Genomic DNA, 12,743 nt, shown 5'->3' with positions numbered 1-12,743 from the left:
GGTGCCAGTGCCCCGGTCCCGCAGCCACAGGTCCCCGTCACAGCCGGTGGGGCCGGTACGGGCTCGGCCTGATCGGTGGGCTCCCAGGTGGCCCGGCCCCTGACGGAGGCTCACTCGTTACATTGTTCCACTTTGTCCAGATCGGCTTACTGAACTTGAATTCGTGATGTCGGTGTCGTCTGGGGTCAGCTGTTCATGATCAGGCCGACCTGGGCGAGGCAGCCGTCGATCAGGTGCGGGCGGTACTGAATCTTCTTGAGGCGGGTCCGGACAGCCTTGGCCAGGTGATCGACGTTGGCTGCCGCGAGGTTGCCGATTCCACGTTTGACCAGGGCCCAGATGCCTTCCTGCGGGTTGAGGTCGGGTGCATAGGAGGGCAGCTGGAAGACGGTCAGCCAGTCCTGGTTCGCGGCGATGAACTCCCTCATCGGCGGCATCAGGTGCGTCGAGAGGTTGTCCCAGAGCAGCACGATCGGCCCGCCGAGCTGGATGCGGGCCCGCAGGACCAGGTCGCGGTAGTCCTGCCACGTGAACGCCTTGCGCTCGCCCGTGCGACCGCGATGGACGCGGAAGCCGTAGATCATGCGCGAGCGCTGGCCTGCCTTGTAGCAGGCCATCCCGGCTATCGAGACCCGCCCGGAGCCCCGGCCGCGGACGCGGACCACCGGCGTGCACCCCACGCGACCCCAGGTCCTGACACGCGGCGGTCTCATGGTCTGCCCGGCTTCGTCCTCGAAGACCAGCCCGGCTCCCCGAGCCGCCGCCGCGCTTTTACCCGGGGCCAGACCTCCTTCTTCCACAACTCGACCGCCTGGTCGTCCCGTTCGACAGCCCTGCGGGTCGGCTGCTGCCACGACCAGCCGGGGCGCTTGAGCAATGCCCAGGTCCCCTCGACCGTGTAGCCGACGTGGAACAGCCGGCCGATCAGCGTCTTCACCCTAGCGAGCGTCCAACGCTGGTCCTCCCAGCCATGGACGAGCGGTGGGAAGTGACATGGTCGCCACTCGTGACGCGGGAGGCCGGCGACGGCTTCCCGAAGGAGTCGAACCGATTCGCGGAATCGGTTCGACGAAACATAGAGGCGCCTCCTGAGGGCGTCAACACCTTGTGCAAGGGCTCGGGGTATTCGATTCCACGCAAGTTGGGCCTGGCCCGTGGCCGCCGTATCCCGCTCCGCCCACCGGCGGGCGCCCGCGTTGACCGGGAGCTGCGTGGGGGGTTACGATCCGGAATCGGTTCGATGTCCTTTGCTGCACCCTCGCGCGGGCTCGACACTCGACGAGGGGAGAGGCGATGGCGATGAACATCGGGGAGATCGCCCGGCTGTCCGGCGTGTCACGGAGCACGGTTTCGTATGCGCTGAGCGGTAAGCGGCCGGTCTCGGACGAGACCAGGCAACGCATCGAGAAGGTCATCAAGGACTCCGACTACCGCCCCAACGCGGCAGCCCGGGCCCTGAAGGAGGGGCGCACCCGCACCCTCGGCCTGGTGATCCCCCCAGCCGGCGCGTCGCTCACCCACATCCAGCTGGAGTTCGTGGCCGGCGTGGTCGAAGCCGCCGCCCAGGCGGATCTGGACGTCCTGCTGTCCTCCTCGGGCGGCAACCACGAGCGGTCGTTCGAGCGCCTGGTCAGCGGCCGGCGCGTCGACGGGCTGATCCTCATGGAGATCCGTCTCCATGACCTCAGGGTCGACCGGCTCGGCCGTACCAACGTGCCTTTCGTCGGGATCGGCCGCACGGCCAATCCCGAGGCGATGTGCTGGGTGGACGTCGACTATGCGGCGCTCATCGCTCGGTGCGTGCATCACCTCGCCGACCTGGGACACCGTCAGATCGCCCTGATCAACCGCTCCGCCGAGCTGATCGCGGCCGGTTACGGCCCCGGCCTCCGGGGGCGGCAGGGCTTCGTCGACAGCGTGGCCGAGCGGGGCATCGCGGGCATCGAGCTGGCGTGTGCCGACGACGCGGGCGCCGGACAGGCCACGGTCGAGCGGCTGCTGGCGGAGCACCCGGAGGTCACCGCGATCGCGACCCTGAACGAGGCCGCGCTCCCCGGCATCCAGCATGCCCTGGTCGAAGCCGGGCGATCCGTACCGGCGGACTTCTCGGTCGCCGGCGTCGCCGCGCGCCGCTGGGCCGAGGAGTTCCGGCCCGCGCTCACCTCGGCCGATGTTCCGGCCGCCGAGATGGCCACCCGAGCGGTCGAGCTCCTCATCGAACGGATCGCGGCCCCGCAGTCCCCGCCGCGACACCTTCTGCTCGCCCCGCCCATCTCCCTCCGTTCGAGCACCGCGCCGGCTCCCCCCGCCCGCACCTGACGCCTCGTTCGTCCTTCTCCCGCCCGATCGGTGGCTCCGGCCTCTCAGCTGTCCGGCGCCGTCAGCGCGCGCGGCACTGCGCGACGCGCCCCACGGCGAGCCTCGGACGGCTGCCTCGTGCTTACACGCGTGGCCCCGTCACGCCCGGACATGATATCGAACCGGTTCGACATCTGATGTTTCCGAGATCTTACGCAACCCGTTGACGCCATGCCGGAGTCGGCCTATGTTCATCGAACCGATTCGCCGAACCGGTTCGACAGACCGAAAGAGAGCCCGCCATGACGATCGCGTTTCACCCCCGTAGACGGCACCACGTACTCGGCGCAGTGGCGGTGGCCCTGGCCGTGGTGACGGCCGCGACCGCTTGTTCCTCGGGCTCGGGCGGCTCGGATTCGGCCGGGCAGGGCGGGTCGTTCACGGTCTGGGACCCGTACCCGCAGTTCGACGGCTCCTCGCAGTGGGCGAAGCTGCTGGAGAGCTGCGGCTCGCAGAGCGGTGTCACCATCAAGCGGACCGCCTTCGACACCTCGGACCTGACCAACAAGACCCTCCTTGCCGCGCAGCAGGGCAGTGCCCCCGACGTGCTGATCGTCGACAACCCCGTGGTGTCCACGCTCGCCGAGGCTGGTGTGCTGACCAGTACGGAGGACACGAAGGCCGACACCTCGCAGATCGCCCCGAACCTGCTGGCCGCCGGCCAGGGCGAGGGCAAGACCTTCGGTGTCCCCATCGGCGCGAACACCCTCGCGCTGTACTACAACAAGGACGTCCTCAAGGCCGCCGGCGTCGACGTCGCCTCCGTCACCGACTGGCCCTCCCTCACCGCCGCCCTCGCCAAGGTCACCGCTTCCGGCAAGAAGGGCATCACCTTCTCCGGCATCGGCACCGAAGAGGGCACCTTCCAGTTCCTGCCGTGGTTCTGGGGCTCAGGCGCGAAGCTGACCGAGCTCAACTCCCAGAACGCCGTCGACGCGGTCTCGCTGTGGAAGGACTGGCTCGGCAAGGGCTACGCCCCCAACTCCGTCATCAACAACACCCAGACCACCAGTTGGCAGGAGTTCGCCTCCGGCGACTACGCCTTCGCCGAGAACGGCACCTGGCAGCTCGCCGGCGCCAAGAAGGCCGGCTTCGACTTCGGCATCATCCCCGTCCCGGCGAAGGCGGGCGGTGTGGCCCCCGCGCCCACCGGCGGCGAGTTCGTCACCGTCCCCGTGCAGAAGCAGAGCGCCCGGTACCCCACCTCCGCCAAGCTCGTCGACTGCCTCACCAACGCCGATAACTCCCTGGCCACCGACACCACCCTCTCCTACATCGCTCCCACCACCGCGGTCCAGGCCAAGCAGGTCGCCGCCAACCCCGACCTCGACGTCTGGGTGAAGGCCGTCAACAGCGCCAAGGGGCGCACCAGCGACAACCTCGGCACCAAGTACCCCGGCATCTCCGAGCAGCTCCGCACCGCCGTCCAGTCCGTCCTCAGCGGAGCCCAGAGCCCTCAGGCCGCGCTCTCCGCCGCCCAGAACAAGATCAAGTAGGAGAGCGGGCATCTCGGCACGATGAAGAGCATGACGCGAACTCATGCGCGGCACCCCGGCTCATCCCCCGCCGAGCCGGCGCGCCGCGAAGCCGGCGGCCCTCCCGGGGGGCGCGTCCGGCCGCGGTCCACCCAGTGGGCCGCCTGGGGATTCCTCGCCCCGGTCCTCTGCTACCTGGCGTTGTTCTACGCCTACCCGCTCTACCGGAACCTGGATCTGAGCGTCCATCACTACACGGTCCGCTCGTTCGTCCAGGGCGGCGCCCCGTTCAGCGGTCTGACGAACTACCAGGAGATCCTGGGCAACGCCACCTTCCTGCCCGCGCTGGCGCACACCGTGGTCTTCACGGTCGTCTCGCTCGGGTTCCAGTTCTCGATCGGCCTCGCGCTCGCCGTCTTCTTCACGCAGCGCTTCAGGCTCTCGGCGACCCTGCGAGCCCTCTTCCTGGTGCCGTGGCTGCTGCCGCTGATCGTCTCCGCCTCAACCTGGAGCTGGCTCCTCAACTCCGACTCGGGCCTGGTCAACTGGGTGCTCGGTTCGGTCGGTGTCGGTCCGGTGCACTGGCTCACCTCCCCGACCTGGTCGCTGGTCTCCGTGATCATCGCGAACATCTGGATCGGCATCCCGTTCAACCTGGTGGTGCTCTACAGCGGCCTGCAGTCCATTCCCGACGCCCTCTACGAAGCAGCGGCCATCGACGGGGCCAACGCCTGGCAGCGCTTCTGGCGCATCACCTTCCCGCTGCTGCGCCCGGTCTCGGCGATCACCCTGCTGCTCGGCCTGGTCTACACGCTCAAGGTCTTCGACATCATCTGGATCATGACCAAGGGCGGCCCCGCCGACTCGTCCACCACCCTGGCGACCTGGTCCTACCGGCTCGGTTTCGGCAGTCAGCTGCCGGCGTTCGGCCCGGGAGCCGCGGTCGGCAACCTTCTCGTCGTCATCGCCCTGGCGTTCGGCCTGATCTACATCCGTATCCAGAACAAGCAGCGGGAGGCGTGATGACGACCGGACGCTCCTGGTGGAGCACCGCGCTGGGCGTGCTCCTGACCGCGGTGATGCTGTTCCCCGTGTACTGGATGGTGAACAACTCCTTCACCCGCGACGAGGACATGCGGGGCGCCACTCCGAGCCTGTTCCCGACGCACCCCACGCTCGACGGCTACCGGGCGGTGATCGACCAGCAGCTGCCCTATCTGGGGACGAGCCTGATCGTCGGAATCGGCACGGTGCTCCTCACCGTCCTGGTCGCGGCCCCGGCCGGCTACTCACTGGCCAAACTGCGCCCCCGCGCAGGTGTATTCATCTCCTTCCTGCTGCTCATCGCGCAGATGATCCCCGGGATCATCCTGGCCATGGGTTTCTACGCGATCTATCTCCGGCTGGGGCTCCTGGGGTCCGTTCCCGGACTGATTCTCGCGGACTCCACGCTTGCCGTCCCCTTTGCCGTCCTGATCTTCTCGGCCTTCATGTCGGGGATTCCCGAAGAGCTTCTGCAGGCCGCCCGCGTCGACGGTGCGGGACTGATCCGGACCTTCTGGTCGATCGTCCTGCCGATCAGCCGGAACTCCGTCGTCACCGTCTCACTCTTCGCGTTCCTGTGGGCGTGGTCCGACTTCGTGCTGGCCAGCACCCTCGACGGCGGCGGAGCACAGCAGCCGATCACGCTGGGGATCTACCACTACATCGGCAACAACAACCAGCAGTGGAACGCCATCATGGCCACCGCGGTCGTCGCGTCGATCCCCGCCACCCTGATCCTGGTCGTCGCACAGCGATACGTCGCGGCCGGCGTCACCACCGGCGCGGTCAAGGACTGACGGCCTCTCATCTTCACCGGGACGGGGCTGCCGTCAGCAGCCGCACCCCGCCGACGCAGAAGGAACACCCTTTTCATGACCGCCGACCATGGCCCGGTCTTCTCCGTGCAGGACATCCCGTTCAGTACCTTCGGATCGTGGCTGGCCCTCTCGCCCGTCACCGCTCTGCACAGCGTCTCCGAGGACATCCACCTCGTCTCCCACCAGACCGGTATGCACCCGGTGCTGCGGCTGGTCCCCCGCCACGACGGAGAAGCCGTCAAGGCGACCGTCACCGCCAGGCCCGGGCTCCTGTCCTGGAACCACGGCGACGGGCGGATGGACGCCACCTTCGAAGCGGCCGACACCCTACGCCTGCGGGGCCGGGGGCTCGGCCTGCGTCTCAGCGCGGCGGCCGCGCAGCTGACACCGTTCAGCGGCACCTACTTCCTCTACGACCCGATCGCCGGGGCGTTCGTCTTCACGAGCTACGAGACAGGTCGCCGGTACCGCATCACTCCCCTGGTCGGTACGGCTACGCAGCACGACGGCAGTCAGGCGCTCGGCGCCGGCGAACGCGGTGTCACCTTCGGCGAGGACGGCCTGCCCTGGGAGGTGGCCGTCGAGGAATATCAGAGCAGCCGCACGCGGTACGTCCCGGCGGCGCACTTCGACGACACCGCGCGCCTCGACCGGCAGCGTTACGACGCCTTCGTGGACGACGTCGCCCCGTGGCGCAGCAGCGAGACGCCCGCCGCCGCGCTCGCCGCCTACGTCATGTGGTCCGCCACCGTCGGCCCCGCCGGCTTCCTGCGCCGCCCGTCGGTCCTGATGTCCAAGCACTGGATGGACAAGGTGTGGAGCTGGGACCACTGCTTCAACGCCCTGGCCCTCGGCGAAGGTCGGCCCGCCCTCGCCTGGGACCAGTACCAGCTGCCGTTCGACCACCAGGACGAGGCCGGCGCACTACCCGACTCGGTGGCGCACTCGGAGGTCCTCTACAACTTCGTCAAGCCCCCGATCCACGGCTGGGCCCTGCGGATGCTGCGCGGCACCCTCAAGGAGCCCCTCGGCCGAGCGGAGCTGGAGACCGCCTACCGTCAGCTGGAGCGCTGGACCAACTTCTGGACCACGTTCCGGACCGCGCCCGGCAGCAATCTGCCGCACTATCAGCACGGCAATGACAGCGGATGGGACAACTCCACCTCCTTCGACCGGGAACGGGTCATCGAGAGCGCCGACCTGACCGCGTTCCTCGTCCTCCAGATCCGCGAACTCGCCGAGACCGCCGCCGAACTCGGCCGCCACGACGACGCGGCGCGGCACGCCTCCGCTGCCGACCGGCTGCTCGAGAACCTGCTCGAGAACCTCTGGAAGGGCGACCACTTCGTCAGCCGCAGCGTCCAGGACGGCCGCACCTGGGGCAGCAGCAGCCTGCTGAACCTCATGCCGATCGTCCTCGGAGCAGAGCTGCCCGTTGCCGTCAGCACCCACCTGGCGCAGAAGATCCAGGCCCATCTGACCGACTTCGGTCTCGCCACCGAGGACCCCAAGTCGCCGCTCTACCAGGCCGACGGATACTGGCGCGGTCCCATCTGGGCGCCGTCCACCCTTCTCGTCGAAGACGGCCTGCGCCGTGCCGGCCACGTCGAACTTGCTGACGAGGTCAGCCTTCGTTTCCGCGGGCTCTGCGAGAACCACGGGTTCGCGGAGAACTTCGACGCCGTGACCGGCGAAGGACTTCGAGACCGTGCCTACACGTGGACCGCCAGCGTGTACCTCGTACTCGCAGCCGCCCACGCGCGCCGCTGTTGAACAACCGCCGCATCTGCCGGGACTGTACGAAAGTTGGCTCTTCCAAGATTTTCGTAGCTGTTGATCGTTCCTACTGGTGGGTCAGCTGAGCAGGATGCGGTGGCGAAGGAGTGGGAAGCCTGCCCGGCCGTACATCTGACGTTTGGTCAGTTTGATTTTGTGGTTGACGCCTTCGGTGCGCCCGTTGTGCCAGGGCAGGGTCAAGGCGGCGTCGACGGCCGCGCGGTCGCGCTCCAGGCCGGTGGCGTAGGAGTGCAGGAAGGGCAGGTCGGCCGCTCGGACGCGGGCGATCCAGGAAGTCAGTGCCTGGGTGTTGGTCTCGTCCGGGGTCAGCAACGGGGCGAAGTCACGCACCGAGGCGGTCAGGTCGGTCATCTCCGGGCAGGAGCCGGCGAGTTGGCCGTGCAGGAGCTGCTGGTTTTCTCGCAGGTGCGCGGGGCGGGTGAGGAGAAGGCGCGCTGCGCGGCGGGGGGGGGGGGGGGGGGGGGGGGCACAGTGGCGTGATCGGCCTCGACGCGGCCCTGGGTGATGTAGCGGGCCAGCAGGTTGGCGCTGCCGGTGTAGCCCAGCTCCCTGATCTCTTGCAGCAGGCGGGTGGAGGGAATGGCTGGGTCCTCGGCCCGGCGCCTGCGCAGGTGGTCGCGGAAGGGGTCGACCAGGGTGGGCCGGTAGGCCGGCGCTTGGATCAGGCGCTCGGGCTCGCTGTGGCGTGCGTAGCGTTTGACCGTGTTCAGGCCCAGATTCAGGCGGCGCGAGCACTCGAGCAGGCCGACGCCCGCGTCCAGGAGCCGGTGGACCTGCTGCCAGCGTTCGCGGGTGTTGGCGGCGCGTTGCCCTCGCGAAGCGGTGGGCCGGCCTTGGCCCAGCAACTGCTGTGCGCCGCGACTTCCTTCGGGACTGCTTCGGCCAGGCCGTGCCACAGGTGCCAGCGGTCGGCTACCTGCACGAGCGTCGGGTCGGCCTCGGTGGCGGCTTGGGCGAAGGTCCCGGCCCCGTCGCGGCAGACCACGCGCACGTCTGAGTGCTCGCGCAGCCAGCGGGCGACGGTGGCCACCTTGCGGTCGGGCAGGACATCGATGCGCTCACCGGTCACGGCGTCGATCAGGATCGTCGCGTACCGGTGCCCCTTGCGCAGGGCGAACTCGTCCACGCCCACGACCCGCGGGGCCGATCGGGCGGGCAGGTCCATGCGCATGAGGCAACTGAGCACGCTGGTCGAGGAGATGGCATGACCCAGGAACTCCAGCAGGCGCGCGCCGGCCGATCCCGCGAGCGCCGAACCCACGGCCTCCACGACCCTCTGCAGGGCCGGCGTGCGGCGCTGGTAGCGGCGGGTCAGCCCGGCGACCTGCTCCACGAAGGTGGCCCTGGAACAGCCGGCGTTCTCGCAGTACAGCCGTCGCACCGATAAGTCGATCACCATTGGGCGTCCACCCACCGCCTCGTCCGCGACACGCCGTACGTACCGCGAATGCACCCGCCCCGACGCTCGCCCGCACCCCGGACAAACGACCGGGGCACCGTCCAGGGTCCGGGCCGCGATCCGCAACGGGCCATCGCCCGCTTCCACCCGCACCGCCGCCAGCTGCGGCAGCAGCTCCTCCACCGCGACAACACACGCCACCACGCTGGCACGAACAACCCCGGGGCATCACGGGCGCGTTGAAGCACCCGGCTACGAAAATCTTGGAAGAGCCAAGAAGCTGACACTCCCTCTACCGGGCCCTGCCCGAAGCCGACCAGGCCGAGATCCTGCGCACCGTCGCCACCCGAACCGGTGCGTCCTGGCTCGCCGGCCGCCCGCGCCTGGACGACGCCGCGCTGGCCCAGCAGCACCTCGCCGACTCCGTCAGCACGGTGCTCGCCGAGCGCCGTCAGCTCACGGCCGAGGCCACCCGTCCCGAGCAGCCGCACGTCGAGGAGCGCCGCCAGCCGACCCTCGCCGAACGCCGCCGAGCCGGACGCGAGGCCGAGCGCCAGGCCCACCGCGACCAGCTCCAGCAGCGCGGCAGGCAGCCCACCCGCACCGCCCGGCCCGCGCTGAACCGCCGTGTCGAGCCAGGCGACCAGCGCGCGGCCCAGACCCCGGACCAGCGTTTGACCGGACAGCAGCAGCCGGTCCAGCAGCGCCCGCAGCAGATCCAGCAAGACCAGCACGGACCGCTCCTTCGCTGACCGGCAGCTGCCGTTCCCGGTAAATCCGGTATTTACTGCGGAACCACTCCTGCTTGAACTGCTCGAAAATCCGTTGGAATACTTCGTCATCCGCGGCTACGGCCCTGAGCGGGGATGATCGGCTGTCGAACGAAAGCCGTGCCGGGCACCTGTGGGCCCGGCACGGCTGTTCTGTGAGAGCTCTCATGGAGTTCTCGGGGGTGTCAGACCTTGCCGTAGAGGCGCCAGACCTGGTTCTTGCTCGGGACCGGGGTGGTGGTGGAGCAGGTCCACTGGTGGATTTTCTGGCCGGCGGCGGTGCTGATCTCGCTGACGTCCACGCATTTGCCGCTGTGGGCGGCGACGAGCTGGTAGTCCTTGGTGGTGCCGAGGCCGGTCACCGGGCGGAGGGTGAACTGCTGGTTGGCGCCTCCGAGACAGCTCCACTGCTGGACGGCCGCGCCGTCGGCGGTGGAGAAGGCCGAGACGTCGAGGCACTTGTTGCTGTGCTGGTTGACGATGGTGTAGGTGCCGTTGGCGTTGGGGCGGAAGTCGAAGACCTGTTGGTTGCCGCCTTCGCAGTGGTACTGCTGGTATTGGGTTCCGTCGGTGGTGCTGAGGTTGGTGTCGTCCAGGCACATGTTGCTGTGCTGGGCGACGACGACGCCCTGGAAGGCCTGGCCGGGCGCCTGGAGCGTCACGGTGTAGCCGGTGTTGGAGTCGGTCCACGGCACGTTCACGCTGGCGGAGTTCCCGGTGACGGTCAGAGTCTGGTCGGAGACCGTGCTCGGGCCCTTCGCTCCGTCGACGTTGGAGATCTGCTGGACGATCGCGCGGATCTGCCCGCCGGTGACCAGGCCGGTGGAGCTGAGCCCGTTGAGGTTGACGTTGACGTCACCGGTCACGCCGCGGTTGCCGAGCAGGATCTTGGCGGAGCCGGTCGTCCTGGAGGCCGTGGCGTCGACTGCGGTGCCTTCGGTGACAGCGACACGGGTCCCGCTCATCGATCCGTAGAACTTGTAGAGGAACCAGTCGCCGCGCGGCACGTACTGGGTGCCGATCCTGGTGAGCAGGTTGGCCAGGTCGTTGTGGAGGTTGGAGCCGGCTCCCCAGTGGGCGCGCATGCCGTCTATGTCGCCGCGTTCCAGCCGGGAGATGTACCAGCCGGAGCGGCCGGGGGTCTGCTGGTCCGGGGCGGCGTACTCGTTGATCTGGAACGGCCGGGTGGTCGTGATACCGCGGGCGGTGAGCTGGGAGCTCACGTAGGACTTCATCGTGTAGGGGTCGCCCAGGACCATGTTGCCTTCCAGGGAGTGCCAGCTGATGATGTCGGGGACGACGTTGTTGGCTTTGACGAAGTCGAGGTAGGCCGACCACCAGCCGGTGTTCACGCTGGGCGGGTATGCCGTGCTGGGCCCGGAGATGACAGCGTTGGGGAACGTGGCCCTGATGCGGTTGTAGGTGCGGGCCCACATGGCCAGGTACTGGCTCTGCGGGGGGGCCCAGAAGTTGGAGCCGTCGGGCTCGTTCCAGATGTCCCATTGGGGGTTCATGCCGTTGGCCTGGACGTCGGAGATGAGCCGGTTGAGGAAGGCGTCGTAGCTCGTCCAGTTCCCGTTGTCGCCGGGGAAGGACGGGATGGTACCGCCGTCGGCGCCCCACAGGTCGTGGTTGAGGATCACGAACGAGCCGCCGAGCGCGACGGTCCGCTTGTACTGGGCGAGGGTGGAGGCCCAGCGGCGGTCGTACTTGCCGGCCACCCAGCCTCCCGGGCTGTCGAGCTGGGCTCCGCCGGCCCGCTCGAAATGCCAGCCGATGTCGGTGTAGAAGTGGTCCTGCGGGAGGCTGCCGTCTTCGGTGAACCCGTAGATCGTGCCCGAGGCACGGTGCAGAGGGGTTCCGTTGGCGGTGGAGAAGTCCACGGCCACCGTGTCGACGGCCGCGGCCTGGGCGGCCTGGGCGGCCTGGGTGGGGATCAGCGTCAGCACGAGTGCCGAGACGGTGAACAGAATGCGGGTCAAACGCATCCGGTTGCTCCTTCGAGGGTGAGAGGGGTGGGTCCCCGAGTTCGTGGAGCCCTGGAAGGACGAACTACCGCCTCCGCAGGTTACGGCGAACATCGAATCGATTCCGCGAATCGGTTCGACTGGAACCTAGATCCCCACTTTGGCAGGCGTCAAGAGGGTGAGGAACAACTCATTGACTATCCCTCCCTCCTGACCTGTAGTAAGAGATCGGGGTTGTCGAGGGCCCCGTCGCCGACTACGGTGAGCGAATCGGTTCGACGTCGCGCAGGGCCGCCCTGCCCCGCCGCCGTGAGGAAAACGATGAACATCGGGCAGATCGCCCAACGTGCCGGGGTGTCCCGCAGCACGGTCTCCTAAGCGCTCAGCGGGAAGCGTCCGGTATCGGCGGCGACCCGCAAGCGCATCCAAGAGGTCATCTCCGAGCTGGGCTACCGGCCGAACGCCGCTGCCCGCGCCCTCAAGGAAGGGCGCACCCGCTCCGTGCGCAACCACACAGGGCCACCACCCTTCCGAGCCTCCCCAAGCCCAGGAACAGCGCGTAACGGCGTCCATCAGGGGATCCCGGCAGCAATGGCCGAAAATCCCACGCACCTGCTCCTGACCTGTACGAATAGAATGCGCCCTGCCGCCGCGTGACCATGTTCGTCGAGAGTCTGCGCAGGTCAGCAGCAACATCGTTGGATTCACGGCCGTTGCTACCGGCACCCCATAAGGAACCGCCGACCGAATACAGGTCACTGACCAGCAGTTACCGCGGCTCGCGGCCCGTTTCTGCCGCTGCTCATCGGTATCCTGTTCGGTCTCGCCATGGACTACGAGGTGTTCATCGTCTCCCGGGTGCGTGAGGACTACGTCCACGGAGTCACCCCGCACCAGGCTGCCGTCAACGGCCTCGGCCACAACGCCCGGGTCGTCACCGACGCCGCCCTAATCGTGGTCGCGGTGTTCGGCGGGTTCATGCTCGCCCTCGACCCGGTCATCAAGTCCATCGGGTTCGCCCTGGCCGTCGGAGTGTTCATCGACGCGTTCATCGTCCGCATGACTCTCGTACCGGCCGCCATGTCCCTGCTACCGGTGGCTTGTTGACATGGGAT

The 12,743-nt window shown here is 68.4% G+C and carries 7 protein-coding genes and 4 pseudogenes; 8 read left to right on the top strand and 3 right to left on the bottom strand.

The window, feature by feature from the left end; translation table 11 throughout:
• Positions 1 to 185: 185 nt before the first annotated feature.
• Positions 186 to 982 (bottom strand): annotated as a pseudogene (locus F4556_RS07495) (IS630 family transposase); the annotation flags it as partial.
• A gap of 311 nt (positions 983 to 1,293) precedes the next feature.
• Here F4556_RS07495 and F4556_RS07485 point away from each other — a divergent pair.
• The 5 genes from F4556_RS07485 to F4556_RS07465 all read left to right on the top strand — a co-directional run bounded on the left by F4556_RS07485 (position 1,294) and on the right by F4556_RS07465 (position 7,468).
• Complete coding sequence (locus tag F4556_RS07485) at positions 1,294 to 2,319, top strand: LacI family DNA-binding transcriptional regulator (RefSeq protein WP_313068200.1); 1,026 nt, start codon at positions 1,294 to 1,296, stop codon at positions 2,317 to 2,319.
• 281 nt (positions 2,320 to 2,600) lie between these two features.
• On the top strand, positions 2,601 to 3,854 hold the full coding sequence (locus F4556_RS07480; protein ID WP_184912723.1) for a sugar ABC transporter substrate-binding protein: 1,254 nt from the start codon (positions 2,601 to 2,603) through the stop codon (positions 3,852 to 3,854).
• Positions 3,855 to 3,875: 21 nt separating this feature from the next.
• The gene (locus tag F4556_RS07475; RefSeq protein ID WP_376775667.1) at positions 3,876 to 4,856 is read left to right on the top strand and encodes a carbohydrate ABC transporter permease; all 981 of its coding nucleotides are present in this window, start codon (positions 3,876 to 3,878) and stop codon (positions 4,854 to 4,856) included.
• Positions 4,856 to 5,674, top strand: a complete 819-nt coding sequence (locus tag F4556_RS07470; RefSeq protein WP_184912720.1) for a carbohydrate ABC transporter permease — start codon at positions 4,856 to 4,858, stop codon at positions 5,672 to 5,674. The genes F4556_RS07475 and F4556_RS07470 overlap by 1 nt, the downstream gene beginning before the upstream one ends.
• Positions 5,675 to 5,749: 75 nt before the next feature.
• Positions 5,750 to 7,468, top strand: coding sequence for an amylo-alpha-1,6-glucosidase (locus F4556_RS07465; RefSeq protein WP_184912718.1), 1,719 nt, complete (start codon positions 5,750 to 5,752; stop codon positions 7,466 to 7,468).
• Positions 7,469 to 7,549: 81 nt separating this feature from the next.
• Here F4556_RS07465 and F4556_RS39385 read toward each other — a convergent pair.
• Positions 7,550 to 9,095, bottom strand: a pseudogene (locus F4556_RS39385) (ISL3 family transposase).
• A gap of 230 nt (positions 9,096 to 9,325) precedes the next feature.
• Between F4556_RS39385 and F4556_RS07455 the strand changes: the two are divergent.
• Positions 9,326 to 9,643 (top strand): hypothetical protein, encoded by a 318-nt coding sequence (locus tag F4556_RS07455; protein ID WP_184912716.1) that lies wholly within the window; start codon positions 9,326 to 9,328, stop codon positions 9,641 to 9,643.
• Between the two features lie 203 nt (positions 9,644 to 9,846).
• Here the strand turns inward: F4556_RS07455 and F4556_RS07450 are convergent, their stop codons facing one another.
• Positions 9,847 to 11,649, bottom strand: coding sequence for an RICIN domain-containing protein (locus F4556_RS07450; RefSeq protein ID WP_184912714.1), 1,803 nt, complete (start codon positions 11,647 to 11,649; stop codon positions 9,847 to 9,849).
• Positions 11,650 to 11,949: 300 nt separating this feature from the next.
• Here F4556_RS07450 and F4556_RS37985 point away from each other — a divergent pair.
• Both F4556_RS37985 and F4556_RS07440 read left to right on the top strand, forming a co-directional pair.
• A pseudogene (locus F4556_RS37985) lies at positions 11,950 to 12,132 on the top strand (LacI family DNA-binding transcriptional regulator); the annotation flags it as partial.
• A 285-nt stretch (positions 12,133 to 12,417) separates the two neighbouring features.
• A pseudogene (locus F4556_RS07440) lies at positions 12,418 to 12,720 on the top strand (MMPL family transporter); the annotation flags it as partial.
• Positions 12,721 to 12,743: the final 23 nt, after the last annotated feature.

The organism is Kitasatospora gansuensis (assembly GCF_014203705.1).
GTDB classification, from domain to species: Bacteria; Actinomycetota; Actinomycetes; order Streptomycetales; family Streptomycetaceae; genus Kitasatospora; species Kitasatospora gansuensis.
This window is presented reverse-complemented; position numbering and strand designations above follow the sequence as displayed.